Source organism: Planococcus sp. TJ-307, from assembly GCF_058268435.1.
Genome location: NZ_JBZDOJ010000009.1, coordinates 1 through 20,296 on the forward strand (window position 1 = coordinate 1; position 20,296 = coordinate 20,296).

A 20,296-nucleotide genomic window follows, 5' to 3' on the forward strand; every position below is an offset into this window, starting at 1 on the left:
TCGAAATTCCTTCAATTTATTATTCACTTCATCACTTCCTCATTTGATAAATTCAGTATATATGTAAAGGTTGCTTAACGTCAAGCATACTTTACACAAATGGTTTACATATGAGGGATTATCGGAAGCAGAACCACCTATTAATGAAACCAAGTGATTCACTAAAGCTCCAAAAGAAAAGGGACTCCGGTCTTTTCGATACTTAATTAAAAAACATTACTTTCATGGTTTCGACAAAAAACGCCCAACCAGCTAACTGGATGGGCGTTTATATGTTGATGATAGTTGGTAAAAAGTCGCTGTCGATTATTTTTTTCAAGCTATCAATGGTTTCTTCATAAGACACGTCTTCTGCCAGGAACGTTTTTGTATTGCGGTTGTAGTCCTGCTTATAGAAATCGGTACGAATAATTTCGTTCATTGTCTTTTTTAGTTCATAGCCAGGCTGACAGGAAGCCGTATCCCGACCACCTCTTCGAATCTCAATCACTTCAGAAATTAGCATTTTCAATCCTTCTGCATCGACGAACCCACTTCTCTCAATCATATGAAGATCATATAGGTGTCTCGAATAGCGAGTGCTTTCTTTTTTTTCGTAATAATCACAGATGGCAAAGATTTTATCAAGAAACGTCCGATCAATCGTCTGTACATTAGCCGCAAATGGTCTCATCCCGTATTCATTCATAAACCGTTCTTTTTCTGCTTTGTCGCCCTCTGCCGTTATGACAAACTTCGAGATGTAATTACTTACCTCAAGCTGTTCGAATGGAAATGGCTTATAAGCGACATTCGTTTCCACAAGGATGTGTGGGGACATCTCGCTGTCACCTTCAAATACTTTTCGATAGCCAATTTCATACTCATTAAATTCTCGTCCTGATCGAATTTTTTCTGGATTAAGCAATGAAAAGCCTAGGTCCTCAATCACAGATTCGATTGCCGCCTTCAGCTTCTTTTTTTCGCTTCTCGGCAGCTTATTGCTTTCTCCAAGCGGAACGCTGAGATCTAAATCCTCTGAGAAACGCTTGATGACATCGTAGCATTTCGAGAGGGAAGTCCCACCCTTAAATACAACGCCAGGGAAGCTGGAGACCAGTTTCTTCAGAAGCAACGATACGTAATAATCTTTCTCAACCTGAAAATTCTGTAGCCCATACGCTGCAGCTGCCGATCGGATCAACTCATTAAACAACTCGTTCTCTTCGTGCAATCGCATCAAATAACCCCAATTCATATACTCTCAGTTTTGTTTTTATCGGGTACACACTGAGATATTCCTTTACTTCTCGCTCATTCATTGAAACGTCCTCTAGATATGTCAGGATTTTCTCTTTTGCCGCTTCGAGCGGTTTTTCGCTGTACTGCTCGTAATTGTTCAATAGATCGAGCACTTGAAGAAGCTTGTAGTTGGATCGATTCACGTTCACTCTCGCTTTTCGGATGATAAACCTTTTTTTGTAGACGTTCACTTCTCGCTTTGCGGCGGAAGCATTATTTGTCACGATGGTCGCAACCGCTGCTGTTTGGGAAGTGAGACCCAAAGCATTGGCGAAATTGGTGCCTGACTTGTAACCAATGATACGATTCTGGTCCTCCAAGAATTTCTTTCGAACAACCTGATCCGTATCTAGCACAGCCGATCCAAACATTGGCTTCTTTTTTGGAATGAAATAGATGCCATTCTGGACTTTCGCAAGTAGCCCTTTGTCAGAAAGGCGCTTGATATACTGCCTAAGTGTACTTGGATTCAGCTTGAGCTCCTCTTTCAGTTGCTCCGTGAGAATGGGTTCGTCGTATCCGTATTCATCTAATAGGTATTGATAGAGTTCCACTGGTGCTCACCTCTTTCTTACATTGTAACATATTTATAAAATAACTTTCAAAAAACGTTACAATCGATATTGCTGGAACTAAAAGATGAACTTCTATTTTTAAAGTGATAAGATAGCGCGGTAATAAGGTAGAGGAAGAAGGAATATGTCTGATCAGAGTTGCATCTTTTCCTGAAAAGTTCGTAAAAGTGTACTTTTACGAACGCTTTGAACCAGAAGAACCTATGAAATATAAATGACTATTGTCTCACTATGCTTAGTTAAGATGGAATCTACATTTCATATACGAATCAGGGATGCATTGATATACTAAAAACTAGAAGAGAAGGAGTGAATTAGGATGAGGATTTCTTCAAAAGCTTTAATAGGAGCAATTGCTATCCATGGTATTTACTTCACTACTACTTTTGCAGTGGGATACGTAAAAATACTGAATTATAAACCAGATTGGGAAGAAGCCTGGGCAAATGTAGAAAATCTGCCAAGCGAAGTTGCTTTCGGCTATGCACCTTCTCCTTTTCTGTACGTAAGTTCGTTTTTGACGACGGTATTAGCGTGTGGAATCATTTTAAGTATGCATGATAAATTCTATTCTAATTCATCAGAAACAGGGATATCGTAAACCTTTTAATTTTAGCGAATGTGAATGTAACTTAAGTGCAGTTAAGTTACATTCGAAAATGACTTTATAAGGGGGCAAAGGAATGAAAAAGATTTCTTTATTGATTATCCTTTTACTTGGTTTAGATGGTTGTAGTAATGGCGGAATTTATGAATTTTCAGGGTCTGCCGATAATTGGGATGTTTTTTACATGGTGGATGTTGCTAACGATGATGAACAAGAAGCTACTGGAACTCTTAAGTACGTAGGAGATGGACCAATTCCAGAAACAGTTGATTATCAAATTGGAACCATATTGACCAAAATGGGACAAACAGGAACACCTTTAACAGATGGAACAGCCAATATTAATAATGGGTGTGGAGGCTGCGGAACTTTTCAAGAAGACGATGAGCTTGAAGCAGAAATTAAGTGGGATGGAAAGACGGAAAAATTAATACTGACGGATATAAAATAGTGGGTATCAGAGTATTTTTAAAGTTTGCTATCTTTTTCTCAATGTAACTTATTGTGAATTAAGTTACATTCAAAATTATGGTTCGAATTCATTTTGAATCTCTCACACAATCTATTTATTTTTCGATCAGTTCAATTAGTTGAGCTGTCATAGCTGGTGATAATGTATAAACCGTATGAGTATCATTCGGATTCATCAGCATACTCGGTTCTTGTTCATCGTCAATCCATAAATGCAGTCTTTGGACGCTCCCATCTTCGTTAGTTAATTTCAGATGAAATTCTGGGTCTGTCACATTAGCCGCACCTGGTTCTTTGGCTGCACTTAAGAATAAATCGTAAAAAGTGGCAAGAACATCAGTTTCTTCATATACCGCTGGGGCGACTCCTTTTGTTTTAGAAACTTCCACTTTTATGATTTCACCTTTTTCTACTAACTGATCATTTCCATTGCTTGCAGACTCATTCTTCGGGTTTTCGGCTTTAACAGTTTCATGCTCATTTTGGCAACCCAAAAGAATAGCAGATACTAAAGCTATAACTAATATCAAGGTAGTGTTCTTCACTTATCCCAACTCCTTTTTGTATTACATAAATATTCCATTTAGACGCAGACTACCCCTTTTGAGTTTCATCTTAAAAATTTAAATTAAGAACAGTCTTACTAGTTTACTAATTATAAGGCTGGCATAAATTAGTCGAAAATAAAAGTAGATGGGTGGGAAATCAAGAGTTATGTGGATCTTGAAAAGCAAGACTTCCCATCGATGCTTAGTTTATAAATCAGCAATTAAAGAAAGAGGGGAAACCAACTATTTGGTTTCTTTTTTTTTTATGAAAGAACCAATCCTAAATATTTCGTGATCTTTAAAATTGCATCAGAAAAGTTAAGGATTTATCAGCAACCCTAAACGTTAATGAGTGTTACCGTTGAGGAACTAGGTTTTCTTTATAATAAAATTAATATCAAGAATTTAAAACTATTTCTGTCAATGATACGAATATATAGATGAAATGACGAAAGCGATGTGAGGACAAGTGGATTTGGAAAAGCGATGGATTCGGCGTGTGCAGCGGTCAGCACATGAAGACAGCGCGAATCGATTAGTGAAGAACTACTACAAAGAGATATTTGCTTTCGTCTATAAGCAAGTAGTCGACGAACAGACAGCGCTCGATTTAACGCAGGAAGTGTTCATTCGCATGTTGCAGTCCATCGGTAATTATGATGGACGAAAAGCTTCTTTCCGCACATGGCTATACCGTGTTGCCACCAATCATTGCATTGATTATTTCCGTTCGAAAGGCTACAAGACAACCGCACAAACCGCCTACATAGAAGAACAGGATGTAGAAAGCGAAGAAAATGTTTTGCAGAAACTCATGCAAAAAGAACAGATACAAGAGTTGCAGGGATACTTAACACTTTGTGATCATACAGCACAACATATCGTCCGCTATAAATTGTTCCTGGATCAAACCTTTGCGGAAATTGCTGTCACGCTGCAGCTGCCGGAATCAACGGTGAAAACAACCTATTACAAGTCAATCCGTTTTATACGAAAGGAAATGGAGGGGAAACGTAATGACTAAGGAAAAACGGAATCTGCCGTTTCCGGATGATTTGGAAATAGATCGACAGGCTTCCTTGATTGTGCAGAAAGCCTTTCCTGCAAAACGCTATTTCCTAAAAGAGATGCGTGACTTCAAGAACCAAATGGGGTGGTTGTATTTGCTTCCGAACCGAGGAGAGACGATTTTCACCAGTCTCTTATTGATTCTCACCATCTTTTGTTTAGGGCTGATTGCTTCAGTGGAAAACTCAAGGTCTCCTTTCCTTTACGGATCTACTTTTCTTACGGCGCCGACGTCACTATTTTTCCTGACAGCTTATGCAATTTATGAAAAATGGGAGAAACAAACGTTTGAGCTTGAGATGACCATGAAGATCACAATTTTCCAAGTAATAGCGGTACGGATATTGGTATTCAGCGGCATTTCACTCTTCATTAACATGACAGCGGCGTTCGTTATGGCTGTTAATTTCGAAGTCGAATTTTTACGTATATGGCTGATTTCTCTTACCGGTCTATTTGCATTTGCGTCAGGATTGCTGTGGTTCGTTTCACGAGGCAATATTTGGCGCAGGACAGCGATTTATACAACGGGGTGGCTGGTTATAAATAGTGGCTGGTTGTTCCTGATGAAAGATGCTTATCTGCAGTTTGTCATCCACCTCCCGCTTGTGGTTTATACCGGTATATTGGTTATCTTGATAGGGTTCTTTTTCTACACTTTCAAAAAAGCATTTACTAGGAAACAGGAGGGATTATGGACATGCTGACAATCAGTGATGTGGGCAAAGAGTATGGGGATTTTACAGCGTTACAGAACATGAACCTTCAATTGGAAAATGGCATCTATGGGTTGCTGGCGCCAAATGGAGCTGGGAAAACAACACTCATTAAAATGTTGGTCACCTTGATCAAACCGACAAGCGGCGAAATCCTTTACAACGGTAAACCGATCGAAGCACTCGGGGAATCCTACCGAGAACTGATTGGTTACCTGCCGCAGCACTTCGGATACTATAAGCATTACACACCACAAAAATACTTGCGCTATCTGGCGGCTTTAAAAGGGATGGAAAAGAACGTAGTGGAGCAACGCATCGATGAAGTATTAGAAATGGTAGCACTGAGTGATGTGAAGCATAAAAAGATGCGGAAGTTTTCTGGCGGGATGATTCAACGCGTCGGAATTGCTCAGGCGTTACTCGGGAATCCGAAGATTTTGATTTTGGATGAACCGACAGCGGGACTCGATCCCAAAGAGCGGGCCCGTTTCCGTCACCTGCTTTCCGATTTGGCACGTGAGCGCATTATCTTGATTTCCACGCACATCGTCTCGGATATTGAGTCCATCGCCAATGAAATCATCATGATTCGCAACCAAACCCTCTTATATAAAGGGGATGTCGCGACGATTTGCGAAAGTCTGCAAGGAAAGATTTATGAAGTCGCTATGCCTTATGAAACCTTTACGGATTTCCGAAAGCAGTACCTGACACTTAAAGAAAAGCAGGAACAAGGAAAAATGCTGGTGCGTTTTTTTGCATCCCAACCAAAAGAAGTTGGATGGAGACAGTCAACACCTGAACTGGAGGACGTTTTTTTAATTGAATACGCCAATGAAAGCAGCATCAGGTAACGCAATGCAGATTATTTGGTATGAGATGAAAAAAGCCGTCACTTCGCCGATCATTATCATGTTGCTGGTCATATTTATCGCATTTAACGCTTTTCAACTAATCAGCCAGTCCTATGTAAAAGACGAACTTAAAATCGTGAACAACATTATTTCTACATATGGCCATACCATTACCGAAAACAACTTGCAGCAAATGCAGGAAACTATTCAGGAAAATGTAAGTCAACTTGCAACAGACCAAGATGCCAAGACTTATTTAGAGGGAATGACGATTGAGAAATATAATTTGATGGATAGAAGTCAACAAGTGGCAACCGATCGCATCAGTTTAGAGTACAAATATTATGTGTTGGCGGAAGAGCTGGAATCACGCTATAAGGCCATCAATATGAATGAACTGAAAGAGGGGCTGTTCAAAACATCTCCGGTGCAAGGACGTCTAGCGGATTTTATGGACAGCCAATTTACAAAATGGGAAGGCCGCTATGAAGAAATTGTGAAAACAGAAGAATACAAGATATGGTTTTTTGCAGGCGAATACCGCATGCACAGCGAATTGTTCCGTTCTCTAGTGAAGAACATCGCGGTTCAATCTGTGTTGCTTGTTGTTTTAATCACGGCTCTCATCGCAAACTACGAAGTGGAGCATCGAACACAGTTTACGGTGTATACCACAAAAAAAGGGCGTTCCTTAATATGGCATAAATTCTCCGCAGCGATGGGTGTTAGTTTCCTGGCTTTCGTTCTGCTTGCTGCTTGTTCACTTGGCATCTTCTTTCTTACCTACGATTACTCGAGCGTTTGGCAAACACCTATTAGCAGTGGACTTAACTGGGAATACCAGCTTCCTTACATCACCTGGTGGCCGCTTACCGTATGGCAATACCTGCTTTTAACTCTCTTGACCGAACTGGTCGTTGTCCTGATTATGGCCATGCTGACATTCGCTATCAGTCTTTACGTAAAGAATAGTTACTTCACCTGGATTCTCAGTATCAGTCTGCTTGTGGCCGTATTTTTGCTGCCGTCCTTTTTGAATGCATTCCCAGTGCTGCAATTCATCACGAGTCTAAATATTGCATTGGTGCTGCTAAATCCTCATATGTACTTTACTGGGGGTACTACGTTCAGTATGATTCAGTACTTTGAACTGTGGACGATTCTGTTATGGTTGCTGATTGCCCTGCTTAGCAGCGGCTGGGGAATACGAAGATTTTTGATAAAGGATGTGTCATGACATGCGTTTATTTGGCATGGAAATGAAGAAGATTTTTTCATGGAAGCTATTGCTTCTCATTGGTGTGGTCAACGTTCTATTGTTTTATTCGTTCTTGGATTTTGAACTCGAGTATTTCCCAAACGGTCCGAATGCCACAAATCTCTTGGAGATTGAACAAAAGCTCATTCCGGAATACGGGGCCAGAATCGATGAAAATGAATTCGAAGAAATAAAAACCCTCTATGCAGATCGGGTAGAAGCGGCCGATAGCTTTTTTAAAAAAGAGGAACAAGCGCAGCAGCTCGGAATTACGAGCTACGAAGAGTTTCGGAGCGTAGAACTTACTGATCCTGAATCGGGAGATTACTCTGCAAATTTGATGTTTGAGAGCCGCGAAGATTTGCTTTGGGAACTGCAAGCCTGGGAATCGCTGATTGATAACTTTGGAACGGAAGCCATCTCTCTTGAAGCGAAAACAGAACAGACTACCGGTTCCCGACAGCAGCATTATGAACAACAGTTATCGGAAAAACAGTTTGCCTTTTACTCCAGCGTGGTTCTCGACAATTTTTATGCCTATAAGACGTACATGGCCATCATCATATTAATCAGTGTGGCCATGTTGATGTCCCCAGTGTTTCTACGGGATGGTCGTTCTGGAATGCTTTCGCTCCAGTATACTTCCAAACATGGAAGACGCGTGTACCGGACCAAATGGCTAGCCGGCATAAGCAGCACGGTCCTACTGACAATCGCTCTGTCAATGCTATATATGGGCTTGTATTGTACAAATGGAACAGCTTCCCACTTTGGACTGCCGTTATCATCCTTTCGCTTTTTTGACTACTGGTATGATATGACGTTCCTTCATTACATTGGTTTATCCATCGCAGCCATCTTTTTTGTCGCAGTCTTGCTCGCGGTTTTATCCATGGCCATTTCAACCGTCGTTCCGAATGCCATTATCTTGATTGGACTGCAAATTGTTGTCCTGTTCCTTATGATTGCAGGGGTTACCATGTACTTGATCCGCGATATTATCATCATCTATCTTCCGCAAATGCTCGTCCCTACCGGTTATGTTGTCTTGTTTTTGGTTATTTTTATGACTTCTTGGTGGATATGGAAACGTGAACTGCGGAGAGACTTAGTCTGACAAGCAGCAACGCCAGTTTATAACCATTAAGATTTTTTAGAACTTCATAAGTTGCTCAATCTCCGGAAGTGAAATTCAGTAAAAATGAAAAGGCAGGTGAGGCTTCAATGAGAACGAATTATTCAAAAAGAAGCAGCACGCTGTCCCAAAAGGAGACACTGCTGATAAGGGAACACAAAACCGAGCTATTAAAATTGATGAGTAAAACAGGTGTCTTGGATCGAGATATTCTTGTGAGGAAGTTTTTTCAGGATATGCCGAATGAAGAGATAGCTAAGGATATGGGATTGATAAAACAGGTTGTGGATGATCGAATTTGTACCGCCTTAAAGCAACTGATCGCAACTACAGAACCCAAAAGTAACTAACGGCTAAGAAAAAGTAGAAAATAGATAATGTCTTTAGAAGTTGCTTACATACAAAGGGAGAGAATAGGCTGATCAAAGAACAGGACTGCATCCCATTTTCTCTTTGTTTCTGCTTTCTGTAAAAGAGTACTTTTACAACGTTGTTATCTAGGATGAAAACTTTAAAATACTTAAAATGTGAATTTTACCATTCATAATATAATAAACTATAATTCATAGATTAAGGAGGAATCAAATGAAAAATTCAAATATCTTACTTCTCTCTTTTTTTGCTCTCACACTTTTACTAGGCGGATGTATGAATGCTAGTACTTCGCAAACTTTTATGATTAACAGCCCAGAAGGTTATGAAGGAGTATTGGTTTCTGGTGCGTATTCAATAGTTGAAACGAGTGGTTATGAAGAGATGTTAATTAGTGGGAAAGACAAAGCAAATGATTTAATTGCTTTACTAAATGGAAAAAAACTTGTTGAAGCTAATGAGAAGGAACTTCAAGAAAGAACGGATGAACTCGAAGTCCCTGGAAACTACCGAATGTTGCTTTACAATAAACCCAGCGTTGACAGTTCAAGCGAAGACCTTTATCTCCTTCTTTTTTATAAAGATGGTACGATTCAAGTAAATCAAGATGGGATTTCCTACTTCATCGTTGAACCTCCGAAGAATTTGCTTACTCAATTAAAGGCAGAATGGAATATCACTTTTTAAAAATAAAAAAACCTGAATTCATAAAGAGAAAATGCTGCACTTTTGTTATTAGACATTCATTTAATAATGGGTGTACAGTATTTTTTGAAGAATTTAAAAGGAGTTTGACATTAAAATTACTTCAATTGTTTACTAGCTTTGTAGAGAGAGATTCCATTTTACTATCTTAAAATGCTGAATGTCTTTCGAAATGGTAATCTGACACACAATAGACTTGGATTACAGTTTGAAAATAATGGTATTATTGGTATGATTGTTTCCATTTATCTCATTAAATTTTTAGGAGTGTAACTATGTCCTTAGAATCTTTAATTTCGCTAAGCAGTTCGTCTTTGTTCTTTTCTTTTATCATTTTACTAATTGCGATTATGCCATTTGGAATTGCAGTAAAATCCCGCAAGCAGGTCGCTGTTAAAATTGCCTTGACCTTGACAGTCATCGGCTTTTTAGCGCAATTGAATTATTTCATCCTTCGTTGGGTAACTTCTGGTCATGCACCCGTCAGCAATCTCAATGAATTCTTGACTTTCTTTGGTATTATGCTGATCGGCAGCTTTTTGGTGTTTTACTACTTGTACCGTCAGCCTGTCGTCGGTCTATTTCTGTTGCCGATAGCTATCCTGATCATCGCCTATGCCAGTATGTTTGCTACCGAAGTGTCACCGCTTATTCCAGCACTTCAAAGCCATTGGCTTACCATCCATGTCATTACGGTAGCGACTGCCAGTGCAGTGCTATCTGTGTCGTTTGTCACGGGACTGATTTATTTGTTGAAGCATGTGGACACATCTCAAAAAGGAAAACGGTCGTTCTTTTTAGAACTGATTTTGTATTTCTTGGTTGTCGTTGTCGGTTTCATTCTCGTGACGTCTGCGTTTCGGATGACCGATTACAACGCAAGCTACCAATTTGAAAACCAGCAGGGGGAAATTCAGGTTTACAACTATTCCATGCCAGCCATCGTTGTGCCGATTGATGCACAACCGGTCGCTGGAACTGCCGGAAGCTACGAGCCAGCGAATCATTATACCGGTCTTCTCGAAATTCCAAATAGCATCGAAACTGCAAAGTTAAACTCAGTTCTTTGGTCTTTCCTAATAGGTTCTGTCTTGTATTTACTGATCCGCCTGATGACACGCAAGAAAATTGCACAGCTGCTGCAGCCGTTTACGAGCAAAGTCAATTTGACGCTCATGGATGAGATTTCTTACCGCTCAGTGGTCATTGGATTTCCGTTATTTGCGCTTGGCGGTTTGTTCTTCGCGATGATCTGGGCACAAATTGCCTGGAGCCGTTTATGGGGCTGGGATCCGAAAGAAGTCTGGGCGTTGATTACATTCCTCTTCTATGCGGCTTTTCTTCATTTACGGATTGGCAAAGAATGGACGGGTGAAAAGACTGCTTGGCTGGCCATCATCGGTTTTGGAACCATCATTTTCAATCAGATTTTTGTGAACTTAGTGATTGCGGGACTTCATTCGTACGCTTAACCCGTTTAAGCTCAAAAGAGAAAGTAGAAGCTATTAAAATACGAAGGGATAGAAGATGTGATTTGATTAGCATCTTCTATCCCTTTTCGTTTGATAAAGTGTACTTTTACGAATGCTTTCATTTCCAAAATTATGTAGATATTATTATAAGTTCTGAGTATATTAAACGTAAGAGTTTCGATTCTGATAATAAGAGAGAAAAGAGAACTAAGGAGGACCTATGGAAAAAAGTAACTTACGCATTAGAAACGACGAGGATGGCATCACCGTATTAATTGGCAAATACAATGTACAAGAATCTATCCAATACATTCAAACAAACCAGATTAAAAGTGTACAGATTACCTATTACTATGAAGAATCACAAATCGATTTCTTGAGTGAATGTCCAAGTATTGAATCTTTGTCGCTGCAAGGGCTGAATGCGAAGAATTTAAGCGGTCTCTATCACTTGAAGTCGCTTAAAGATTTGTCCATCGATGATGCTGTCCCTTCTTTGACAATTGATTTTCGCCAATTGACCACGTTGGAAGGGATTTACGGCACACTGCCGCCAAAAGCCGTTGCCATCGGCAGCCTAATCAACTTGAAGAAAATGCAGATTTGGGGCTATAAATCAAAAGAGAAAAACTTGAAGGAGTTCACAAACCTGGAAGCGCTTGAAGATCTCGAGCTCATCAGCTCCAACATCACGTCCCTGGAAGGGATCCAAGGATTGAAGAAGTTGCGGCGCCTGGGCCTGTTCAGAATGAGGAGCTTGATGGACATCAGCGCGGTACAGCATCTGTCGGGAAAGTTGAAGGATCTCGAAATAGAGGCTGCGAAAAAAATAGAGGATTTTTCTCCTATAGGCAAGGTTTGGTCGCTTGAAGATTTAGCTTTGAATAACTGTGGAACGATTCCATCCATCCGTTTCATAAAACACCTCCCTCATTTAAAAAGCATGAAATTTTGGGATTCCACTGTATTAGATGGGGACGTCTCACTGTGCCTCGAGCTGGAATACGTTTATTTCACGAATAAGAAACATTATTCTCACAAGCTGCTAGAGGGGGATAGTCGCAGTGGCCGCCCTCTTTTTATAGAAAAATCATTGCCGCAAGACGCTGAATTGGTCCAGCAAAACGAAAATCAGTTGGAGCAGCCTTCATCACCTACGCAAGCTTGGAAAATTCGGATGGACGAAGGAGACGACCTGTTTACAGAAGAAAATCTAACAGCAACAGAGAAAGTGCTCCAAGAGTATAGTGAAGGTATTTCTCATCTTCAAAACCCGAGTGACGAAGAAATCCTCCGGAAGGTACAGGAAACAATCCTTCGTTTAAATGCATTAAATGAGAAATATAATTTTTTCATCGAGACACTTGAACGGGAAGAACTTTGTGATTTCATCATAGAAAAAGCACAAAACACTGGTTTAGAGACAGAAGAAGATATTACTGAGGAATGGCGGGAATGGTAGAGGAAAGTTTACTAGATGTTTATGAGCTAAGGTAGAAAACAGATGAAAGGCGCTATCTTAGCGAAATCGAATGTAACTTAAGTGCAGTTAAGTTACATTCAAAATTCAATTTCAGTAATATTTATTTTAGTTAAATAGTCGATCATATTACTACAGTACAAGAATACTGTAGAGATTCTTAGTTATCCAGACGGGGTTAAAAATTTCAGTAGGGAAGGTGGAACTTTTGGCGAGGGAAAGTCTAAAGATGTTTACTACTATTTCGTTCTATATAGCACTGTTCACGATAATTGTTTTCCCCATCTCTATATTTTTATCATTGAGTACTTCGAATGAGAATGTACAATCTCTGCTAGCTGGAGGAATATTTATTTCGTCAATAGCTTCTTTGTTTGCCCTTCCCCTAAGCATTGTTTCAATGTTTAGCAAAGAAAATTTGATCAAAAGGATTTTTACTCTAATAGCGAATTTTACACCAGCCGGTATTATTGCTTACGGAATTACGATAGAGCTTATGAACGGCTTCTTCCAAACTCCTCCTTAAATTGAAAAACGTAAAAAATATAAAGGTAGTTAAGTGGTATTTAGTCTGAACTATTCATTTGTAATAGGTCTAGAAGTTGAAGAGAAAGTTATTCGGATGAAAGGAAGCTTATAGAATCATTATATTTTCAATATCTGAATGTAACTTATTGTGAATTATGTTACATTCACTCTCAAGTATGAACCGACTTTTGAAAGCAGAGATTCAAATCCGTTTAAGAATTTGAATCTCTGCTTTTTTTATCATTTTTAGTCCTGTTTATAAGCCAGTTAAAAATACGAAATAAGATAACAAAGCTCAAAGATTGCCAGATATTTTCTACCCACATAATAGTTCCGGATCTAAGATAATCCCAAAATATAAAATTGATAAATAATACCGAAAACATCAGAATTGAATTTGAAATCGTACTCATAGATACCCCTTTCCTCTCTTATTGAAATCACCATGGTTACTATACCAATTAATTTCCAGTAAAGTTTCATTTCTTAAAAAAGAGGAATTTAGAAAAAATTTTTATGGAATATGAATGTAACTTATTATCAATTAAGTTACATTCAAAAGACCTCCATTGCTGGAGGTCTTACAACTTTTATATTAATTCTTTTTCTTGAATATTTTTCTAAATAAAAGGATTAATCCAATCAAAACGACAACAGTAATAATCATTCCTGGTACTCCAACATTAGTTAACATATAGTCCCTCCTTTTCGTATCTGCCGTTTATATTTCCAGTTAAAAATTTAAGTAGAATCCACTTCATCAAAAATTACTCAGATAAACATACCCATTTATTTCCATTAAGGTTTCGTTTTTCTTAAATTAATAAATTTTAAGAGATTTTCTATTGGTTTCGAATGTAACTTATTCCTAATTAAGTTACATTCGAAAAGGCCAGGAAAAAGGGGAATCTTTTGCCTGGTCTTTATCGCTATTTTGTATTATTTTCAAACTCCAATTTGTTCAGCCCGCACTTTTTTGCTTGGATTTTTTATTCTCCAAAGGTAAAAAATAGTTAATATAATATAAAATACTGTAGCTGAAATAATAAAGATTCTATCTTGAGGATAGGAAAAAACACCGTTAGTAAATGTTAGAAAGTAAATAATCCAAATAAGGATAATCTTAATCAACTGATTTGTGGGATTTGATTTAAACATGTCATCGTCCCTTTCACTAGACCCTTTTTAATAGTATATACCATTTTTCTCCAGTAAAGGTTTCGTTTTTTGAAATGAAATTTTACAGGTTTTGAATGTAACATAAGTCTAATTAAGTTACATTCAGAATCGTGATTCCAATAAATTTCGAAGAGCAAGAAAAGAACTTGGATTTGCTAGAAAAAATGATAAATTCAATAAGCTGCTCAGTAACTTTTAAAAGCAGAATTTCGAATGGATACCAGTTAACATATCATCAGATTATCAAAAGTTAGATAAAAAAAAGATTTCTAAAAGGCCGAACCGAAGAATAGTATTCATTTTTGCCATTTTTATCATTCACTAGAGTTGTTCAAACCCATATTTTCGGATATGAAAAATAAGGTCGCATAAAATATTGGTGTTATCCTAATACCATTCTATTGGAAGCGGTTTAACAAAAATGATTTGGCATGTGTTTGTCGAATTTTAGATTTTGTGCGTAAATGCATTTGAAAACTGGGGAAGTTCGGAAATTGGTTTAATTATTTTGAGACGATCTTTATAGGGAGGTAAGAGGTGATGGAACATGAATACTAACTGGAAACTTCATTCATGGAACTAGTGGAATATACTTAAGCCCGTTAAATGATCCACTGAAGTCTTGACAATAAATTCAGATAAATCTATACTATGGATAACTACTCGGCAATACAAGGTAGTTCGTTTTTTTGTGCCACTATCTTGTTATACCAAGTACTAGGAGAGGTGAACGCGTTGGCGCTTAGTAGCCAATTGTTAAAAGGGGTCTTGGAGGCCTGTGTCATGGCAGTTGTAGAGGAAGAAGCGATATATGGTTATGAATTATCGCAAAAGCTTCAGAATATAGGATTGCCGGACATTAGTGACGGAACAATTTATCCAGTACTTGTGCGATTGCAAAAGAATGGTTTTATTCGCGGAGAAATGAAGCCTTCAGCATCAGGTCCAAATCGGAAATATTATTTTTTGACGGACAGCGGCAAAGAGGAGCTGCAGAAAATTTCCGCCGAATGGAAAGAAATCGCAGTGCCGGTAAGCGAATTACTGAAAAGGAGTGAAGAGGCATGAGATCAGCCGAAGTACTAATTGAAGAAAACAACCAAAAGCGGGAATTTTTAAATAAGGAAAACCTTAAACTTTATGAAGAGTTTCTGCTTTATATCCGGACAGATCTCCGTGTTGATGAACAGGCAGGGGAAGAAGTGCTGATGGATTTGCTGGACCATTTGCTCGAGGCGCAGGAAGAGGATAGAGAGGCTTCCGATTTGTTCGGTGAATCTCCCCAAGCATATGCGAATGAGGTGATTGAAGCATTGCCGAAGGAGAAAAAGCGTAATGCTGCTTTATTTATCTTCTCGCAGGTGCTGTCTCTCGCAGGATGGTTCAGTATTATGTTTGGAGTTGTCACATTAATCATGTCATTCTTCCAGGAAGTGGATTCGTCAATTCCACTTGGAAACATGCTTGTGATTTTCGGATCCGTAGTAGTGTTTTCGCTTTCAGCTGTGTCAGTAGTTTTCAAAATCGTCCGCACAACTTTGTTCGGTCCAAAGAAAAAAAGGGTTTTGGGTTACGTAAAAGCCGGTTTGTTCGGCGGGGGTGCCGTTGGATTGATTATCCTTCTGTCCTGGATTGTTCCCGATTTTGGTCCGGTGATACGGCTGGAGTGGTGGGCGTATGTCCTGGGTGGTCTGGTGTTATTGGTGGTATACAAATTAATGGTTCGAATGAAACTATATTGATATGAATCTGGTCTCGGCAGGTAAGATTCTGCTGGGGTCTTTTTTTAAAAATATCCCTGATTCCCATCTATCTTTCAGAAGCCGCAGCGAAGATAAATATAATGAAACTGATTTATGAATTACATCCTAGACTGGCTGCTAATCACATTTGGGAAGATCGTTCTGTTTTCAAAAAAAAGTTTATTACCGACTTCCTGGATAACCGACGTTTCTAAAATCGTTCGCTTCGTGCTTATATCCTAAACTGGATAATGGAACACAAACACGGTCACGCGACGCCGGGCGTGGTATACATACTGGATACCTTCGACTTTGAAGGGAATCGCCTGAACTTTGACTTGGATTTCAGTGGAAGAGAAGAGCAGATCGTCTTTTCGTTGATTGAATACATGCGGACTGAATACCGGGATCTCCATAGAAGAAGAGCAGGGGGCGAATAACAAGAAAGTGAGCCCTTGACTTTTCCTTCTATATGTTCGCAAAATACTTATTTAACGAACATATAGAGTAGGCATGTGTTAAAATTAGTATAATAGTTTAATTCAACCGAATCTTTGAGGCTTAGGCTGAATTCTTAGTTCGCTCAGATGATAGGATTGGTTTTCTTTTTGAATTATTAAAGTCATTAATGAAGTATATATTCTTGAAATTACATAGAATGAAGGTGTGGTTGTATGATTACCAGAGGATTTCCCAACCATTTAAAGGATGACGTTACTAAAGTTGTTAAGTTGTTGTCTACTAAATTTTTCTTAACCTTCACTCTTAAAGTCTCTCCGGATACTATTAAATATTATCAAAACAATCATGTAATTAATTTTCCTAATCGCATCTACTGCGATGACAACTCGAACAAGTTTATAGATAGTTTAACCGAAAGACAAAAGATGATTCTGCATTGCATACTTTCTAGAAGTAGTAACGGATATATTCGCCAAAAGCATATTCGTTCGCTGCTTCAGATGGATTACGAAGATTGGACTATTCCTTACATTGTAAAAATATGCGATGAATATGTCGTAGAAATTGTAGAAATGACTTATGAGTTTTTGAAAGAACGGGATACAGTACGTATTAAAGATTTCTGTAGTGAAAATAAAGAGGAATTTTGTAAAAGCTACAGTAGAATGATTAGCTATTGGAATGAATATCACAGACATAAATACGTCGACTTTCACCAATACATTGGTAGAAAACTATTTAGAGAATGTTTTGGTTACTCTCGATCAATGGAATTTAAGAAATAAGTTAATAATTGCAGATTCAAGCTAAAGAAATGACATTAAATTATACGATTATTTCTTGGATTCCTTATATGAAGTTGAAGATAATCAATAGAAGAATCTATTCTTCGATAGTCACCAGCTCTCCTTGAATATTTAAAGCATAAATTCTTTCAATCCTTGAAAAGCAGGTGCTAGTAAATGAACGATTTTAATCGCATTAACGAATTGAAAAAGGAATTGGACCAACATAGACCGCTTCCAGTAGCTGCTGTGAAGAACCTGCGCGACGTTTATCGTGTGGAATGGACGTACAATTCGAATGCGATCGAAGGCAATACCTTATCACTGATCGAAACCAAAGTCGTCATGGAAGATGGCTTAACGATTGGCGGCAAGCGGCTGCAGGAGCATTTCGAAGTCATTAACCATGCAGAGGCCATCAGCTTTATTGAGGAGCAGGTCACTCAAACTGAGCCGCTGGATGAGCGCACGTTAAAGACAATTCATCACTTGATTTTAAAGAACATCGACGATGAAAATGCCGGCAGGTATCGTTCCATCAATGTGCGGATCTCCGGTAGCCAGCATGAACCGCCGCACTTCCTACAGGTGGCGAATGAAATGCAAGAGCTGTTCACCTGGTATGACCAAGAAAAGGATCAAATGCATCCTGTGGAGCTGGCCGCATTGCTTCATTTTAAGTTCGTTTATATTCACCCATTCGCAGATGGCAATGGCCGGACTGCAAGGTTGCTGATGAACTTAATTCTAATGGGCTATGGCTTCCCTCCTGCTATCGTCAAAGCTGAAGACGCACAGCGCTTAACGTATTATGAAACGTTGGAAACAGCAAGCATACAAGGCAATACGCAGCCTTTCATCGAGTTAATTGCACAGTGCGTGGAAGAAGGTTTAACGACATATTTAAAAGCGATTTTATAAGATTCATTTCTTTAACTATTTGATTTTCTAGAAAAAGTACCTATCACCTTATATGTTCGCTTAAATTATATTTTGCGAACAATTGAACGCAACTACCAAAAGGAGACTAACTTATATGGCCTTGACACCCGAAGAACTGCAAATTCTCCAGCGAATCGAGAAACAACTGAAGGATATGCCCTACTATGTCGTCGAATATGTCCGTTCCAAAAAGCGCGCTGGGCTTTCAGCAGACACTTTGTTGCAGTATCTCTATCGCTACCAGCACTTTTTCCAGTGGACACTCCGGGAAGGGCTGACAGATGCCCTGGATACTTCCTCTATTCCTTATTCTTTCTTAGCTGAACTGAAAAAGCAGGACGTGGAACACTACATTGAATTTCTGAAGGAAGAATCCCTCACCCATGAGAACAATACCGTGAAAAAGCGTGGCCAGGCAGTCGTTTCCCTTTCTGTCAATGCGTTAAAATCGCTCTTTAACTACTTAACAAAAGAGACCGAGAATGAGCACGGAGAATCGTACTTCTATCGAAACGTGATGAGCAAAATCGTACTGCACACAAAAAAAGAGACGGCCAGCCGTCGCGCACAGAAAATCAGTTCGGTCATTCTGAATGAACATGAAATTAATGATTTCCTGAATTTCATTGAACACGGATATGAAGGAACACTGCAGAGTGGCCTTGCCCGCCAACGTTTTAATCGGGATAAGGAGCGGGATTTGGCGATTCTTTCTCTTTTCCTCGGCAGCGGAATCCGTCTTGGCGAAACAGCACGCATTTTAGCAAAGAAAGTGAACCTTAAAAAACAATTGATCGACATCAAGCGGAAAGGTGCGAAAGAAGATACCGTCCAGGTTATGGATGAGGCGATTCAACACTTAAGAGGCTACTTGGCTGTTCGGGAAACTCGGTATTCGGGGTCGAAAGAAATCCCCTTCTTGTTTGTCACACTTTATGGTGGAACAGCCCGTCCTCTTTCCCGTCGTGCCATTGAGAACTTGGTGACTAAATACACCGCTGCATTTGCGCAAGGAGAAGGCATAAGCCCTCATAAACTTCGACACAGCTTTGCGGCTGACTTTATACGAAATGGTGGCAATATTGTCCTTCTTCGAGATCAACTGGGACATAGCAATATTGAAACCACTTCCCTTTACACGAATCTATCCAACCAGGACAATCAAAAGGTGTTGACTCGTATGGAAATTAATCGGGCAAAGAACAAATGACTTAAGAAAGTCATTTCAAAAAGGCAAAGGAGATGTTAAATTCATCTCCTGTGCCTTCTTTTATCAACTAGTTGATTGCTTTTATCTACTCCATGCATTTATTTAGAAGAGATGGGCAACATGTCGTTCAAATCGGAAATTTCCTGAACGGATAGTTTAATATCATCTTCTAAATACCAGGCACGTTTATGATCTTTTACCGTTTTGAGAAACACCCTACTTGTTGAAAGGGATCTTTTTTTAAAGGAAACCAGTAGGTGAATTTCACGTAGTTCATAGAAAGTTAGCGTGTCTGACATGGTTTTTCCTCCGTTCATTACTTATAATATATCTATAACCTATGGTATACCCTTTCTATATAAAAATACTCTTTTTGTTGTAAAATAATAAAAAAATGACTTTGAAATAACTTTTAGTCACTATAAGAATTTAAATTTTTAAGTATTCGACCTTATATTTCCTAAAGAGCTGAACGGAGCAATCTCAGAAATGTCTATTCGTGGTAGAACCTAAAAACAACATATTTTTTATCCAATGTCTTTTTTAGACTCTCTACAAATAACAGCACTATTATAAAAGTTTCTTTGTTCTCCTTTTAACTGATAAAGAGGATATCGAATATATATACTAATTGGTAGAAAGGCGCCTAGCTTGAGATTAGCTAAGAGATTTCGTTTTTCTATTTTATTTGAAATAAAAATACAATTTACCGCCTTCTTCTCTCATCTATTAGTCTTCTGCAGATTAAAAACAGAACTTTCTCTCTCACTCCTTAAAAATTTACCTACCCCACGAATAAATAATGATCTGTTAAGAGATATCAATGCTAAATCCCATGATCCTATTAAACGAATTGGCATCTTGTGTATAGCCTATTTTTCTATGAAAAGTCTTTAAAGCTCT

Annotated in this window: 21 protein-coding genes; 17 read left to right on the plus strand and 4 right to left on the minus strand. The window is 38.8% G+C overall.

The annotated features are described in order from the left end of the window. Positions 1–268: 268 nt before the first annotated feature. Both AC4EHK_RS18265 and AC4EHK_RS18270 read right to left on the minus strand, forming a co-directional pair. Positions 269–1,219, minus strand: a complete 951-nt coding sequence (locus tag AC4EHK_RS18265; protein ID WP_490980160.1) for a nucleotidyl transferase AbiEii/AbiGii toxin family protein — start codon at positions 1,217–1,219, stop codon at positions 269–271. Continuing rightward, positions 1,188–1,835, minus strand: coding sequence for a DUF6088 family protein (locus AC4EHK_RS18270; protein WP_490980161.1), 648 nt, complete (start codon positions 1,833–1,835; stop codon positions 1,188–1,190). The genes AC4EHK_RS18265 and AC4EHK_RS18270 overlap by 32 nt, the downstream gene beginning before the upstream one ends. Before the next feature lie 340 nt (positions 1,836–2,175). Here AC4EHK_RS18270 and AC4EHK_RS18275 point away from each other — a divergent pair, with 340 nt between their 5' ends. Beyond that, positions 2,176–2,457: a hypothetical protein gene (locus AC4EHK_RS18275; protein ID WP_490980162.1), complete on the plus strand. Its 282-nt coding sequence runs from the start codon at positions 2,176–2,178 to the stop codon at positions 2,455–2,457. A gap of 82 nt (positions 2,458–2,539) precedes the next feature. Then, positions 2,540–2,914, plus strand: coding sequence for a hypothetical protein (locus AC4EHK_RS18280; RefSeq protein ID WP_490980163.1), 375 nt, complete (start codon positions 2,540–2,542; stop codon positions 2,912–2,914). 115 nt (positions 2,915–3,029) lie between these two features. Here the strand turns inward: AC4EHK_RS18280 and AC4EHK_RS18285 are convergent, their stop codons facing one another. Beyond that, the gene (locus AC4EHK_RS18285; protein ID WP_490980164.1) at positions 3,030–3,479 is read right to left on the minus strand and encodes a YhfM domain-containing protein; all 450 of its coding nucleotides are present in this window, start codon (positions 3,477–3,479) and stop codon (positions 3,030–3,032) included. A gap of 478 nt (positions 3,480–3,957) precedes the next feature. Here AC4EHK_RS18285 and AC4EHK_RS18290 point away from each other — a divergent pair, with 478 nt between their 5' ends. From AC4EHK_RS18290 to xerS, 15 genes are all read left to right on the plus strand, one after another. Next, positions 3,958–4,506 (plus strand): RNA polymerase sigma factor, encoded by a 549-nt coding sequence (locus AC4EHK_RS18290; protein ID WP_490980165.1) that lies wholly within the window; start codon positions 3,958–3,960, stop codon positions 4,504–4,506. Further along, on the plus strand, positions 4,499–5,257 hold the full coding sequence (locus tag AC4EHK_RS18295) for a hypothetical protein (protein ID WP_490980166.1): 759 nt from the start codon (positions 4,499–4,501) through the stop codon (positions 5,255–5,257). Before AC4EHK_RS18290 ends, AC4EHK_RS18295 begins: the two co-directional genes overlap by 8 nt. Then, a complete protein-coding gene (locus tag AC4EHK_RS18300; protein ID WP_490980167.1) occupies positions 5,251–6,123 on the plus strand; it encodes an ABC transporter ATP-binding protein in 873 nt (290 codons plus the stop codon). Before AC4EHK_RS18295 ends, AC4EHK_RS18300 begins: the two co-directional genes overlap by 7 nt. After that, positions 6,092–7,360, plus strand: a complete 1,269-nt coding sequence (locus AC4EHK_RS18305; RefSeq protein ID WP_490980168.1) for a hypothetical protein — start codon at positions 6,092–6,094, stop codon at positions 7,358–7,360. The genes AC4EHK_RS18300 and AC4EHK_RS18305 overlap by 32 nt, the downstream gene beginning before the upstream one ends. 1 nt (position 7,361) lies before the next feature. After that, entirely contained in the window at positions 7,362–8,498 is a 1,137-nt protein-coding gene (locus AC4EHK_RS18310; protein ID WP_490980169.1) for a hypothetical protein, read from the plus strand. Positions 8,499–8,605: 107 nt separating this feature from the next. Continuing rightward, positions 8,606–8,866 (plus strand): hypothetical protein, encoded by a 261-nt coding sequence (locus AC4EHK_RS18315; RefSeq protein WP_490980170.1) that lies wholly within the window; start codon positions 8,606–8,608, stop codon positions 8,864–8,866. 235 nt (positions 8,867–9,101) lie between these two features. Beyond that, positions 9,102–9,575 (plus strand): hypothetical protein, encoded by a 474-nt coding sequence (locus AC4EHK_RS18320; RefSeq protein WP_490980171.1) that lies wholly within the window; start codon positions 9,102–9,104, stop codon positions 9,573–9,575. 293 nt (positions 9,576–9,868) lie between these two features. Then, a complete protein-coding gene (gene ccsB / locus AC4EHK_RS18325; RefSeq protein ID WP_490980172.1) occupies positions 9,869–11,065 on the plus strand; it encodes a c-type cytochrome biogenesis protein CcsB in 1,197 nt (398 codons plus the stop codon). Between the two features lie 220 nt (positions 11,066–11,285). After that, positions 11,286–12,527, plus strand: a complete 1,242-nt coding sequence (locus AC4EHK_RS18330; protein WP_490980173.1) for a leucine-rich repeat domain-containing protein — start codon at positions 11,286–11,288, stop codon at positions 12,525–12,527. A gap of 2,460 nt (positions 12,528–14,987) precedes the next feature. After that, positions 14,988–15,320, plus strand: coding sequence for a PadR family transcriptional regulator (locus AC4EHK_RS18335; protein ID WP_490980174.1), 333 nt, complete (start codon positions 14,988–14,990; stop codon positions 15,318–15,320). Continuing rightward, a complete protein-coding gene (locus tag AC4EHK_RS18340; RefSeq protein ID WP_490980175.1) occupies positions 15,317–15,994 on the plus strand; it encodes a DUF1129 family protein in 678 nt (225 codons plus the stop codon). The genes AC4EHK_RS18335 and AC4EHK_RS18340 overlap by 4 nt, the downstream gene beginning before the upstream one ends. Positions 15,995–16,245: 251 nt before the next feature. Then, positions 16,246–16,434, plus strand: coding sequence for a hypothetical protein (locus AC4EHK_RS18345; RefSeq protein ID WP_490980176.1), 189 nt, complete (start codon positions 16,246–16,248; stop codon positions 16,432–16,434). A gap of 234 nt (positions 16,435–16,668) precedes the next feature. Beyond that, the gene (locus AC4EHK_RS18350; protein ID WP_490980177.1) at positions 16,669–17,241 is read left to right on the plus strand and encodes a hypothetical protein; all 573 of its coding nucleotides are present in this window, start codon (positions 16,669–16,671) and stop codon (positions 17,239–17,241) included. Between the two features lie 177 nt (positions 17,242–17,418). Beyond that, positions 17,419–18,162, plus strand: a complete 744-nt coding sequence (locus AC4EHK_RS18355; protein WP_490980178.1) for a Fic family protein — start codon at positions 17,419–17,421, stop codon at positions 18,160–18,162. A gap of 115 nt (positions 18,163–18,277) precedes the next feature. Beyond that, positions 18,278–19,393, plus strand: coding sequence for a tyrosine recombinase XerS (xerS, locus tag AC4EHK_RS18360; protein WP_490980179.1), 1,116 nt, complete (start codon positions 18,278–18,280; stop codon positions 19,391–19,393). A 98-nt stretch (positions 19,394–19,491) separates the two neighbouring features. Here the strand turns inward: xerS and AC4EHK_RS18365 are convergent, their stop codons facing one another. Further along, the gene (locus AC4EHK_RS18365; protein WP_490980180.1) at positions 19,492–19,692 is read right to left on the minus strand and encodes a hypothetical protein; all 201 of its coding nucleotides are present in this window, start codon (positions 19,690–19,692) and stop codon (positions 19,492–19,494) included. Between the last annotated feature and the right edge of the window lie 604 nt (positions 19,693–20,296).

Excerpts from the sequence above, each read along its gene's own strand:
- AC4EHK_RS18265 (WP_490980160.1), bottom strand. The coding sequence starts at position 1,219 with ATGCGATTGCACGAAGAGAACGAGTTGTTTAATGAGTTGATCCGATCG.
- AC4EHK_RS18275 (WP_490980162.1), top strand. The coding sequence starts at position 2,176 with ATGAGGATTTCTTCAAAAGCTTTAATAGGAGCAATTGCTATCCATGGT.
- AC4EHK_RS18280 (WP_490980163.1), top strand. The coding sequence starts at position 2,540 with ATGAAAAAGATTTCTTTATTGATTATCCTTTTACTTGGTTTAGATGGT.
- AC4EHK_RS18295 (WP_490980166.1), top strand. The coding sequence starts at position 4,499 with ATGACTAAGGAAAAACGGAATCTGCCGTTTCCGGATGATTTGGAAATA.
- AC4EHK_RS18300 (WP_490980167.1), top strand. The coding sequence starts at position 5,251 with ATGCTGACAATCAGTGATGTGGGCAAAGAGTATGGGGATTTTACAGCG.
- AC4EHK_RS18310 (WP_490980169.1), top strand. The coding sequence starts at position 7,362 with ATGCGTTTATTTGGCATGGAAATGAAGAAGATTTTTTCATGGAAGCTA.
- AC4EHK_RS18315 (WP_490980170.1), top strand. The coding sequence starts at position 8,606 with ATGAGAACGAATTATTCAAAAAGAAGCAGCACGCTGTCCCAAAAGGAG.
- AC4EHK_RS18320 (WP_490980171.1), top strand. The coding sequence starts at position 9,102 with ATGAAAAATTCAAATATCTTACTTCTCTCTTTTTTTGCTCTCACACTT.
- ccsB (WP_490980172.1), top strand. The coding sequence starts at position 9,869 with ATGTCCTTAGAATCTTTAATTTCGCTAAGCAGTTCGTCTTTGTTCTTT.
- AC4EHK_RS18330 (WP_490980173.1), top strand. The coding sequence starts at position 11,286 with ATGGAAAAAAGTAACTTACGCATTAGAAACGACGAGGATGGCATCACC.
- AC4EHK_RS18340 (WP_490980175.1), top strand. The coding sequence starts at position 15,317 with ATGAGATCAGCCGAAGTACTAATTGAAGAAAACAACCAAAAGCGGGAA.
- AC4EHK_RS18345 (WP_490980176.1), top strand. The coding sequence starts at position 16,246 with ATGGAACACAAACACGGTCACGCGACGCCGGGCGTGGTATACATACTG.
- AC4EHK_RS18350 (WP_490980177.1), top strand. The coding sequence starts at position 16,669 with ATGATTACCAGAGGATTTCCCAACCATTTAAAGGATGACGTTACTAAA.
- AC4EHK_RS18355 (WP_490980178.1), top strand. The coding sequence starts at position 17,419 with ATGAACGATTTTAATCGCATTAACGAATTGAAAAAGGAATTGGACCAA.
- xerS (WP_490980179.1), top strand. The coding sequence starts at position 18,278 with ATGGCCTTGACACCCGAAGAACTGCAAATTCTCCAGCGAATCGAGAAA.
- AC4EHK_RS18365 (WP_490980180.1), bottom strand. The coding sequence starts at position 19,692 with ATGTCAGACACGCTAACTTTCTATGAACTACGTGAAATTCACCTACTG.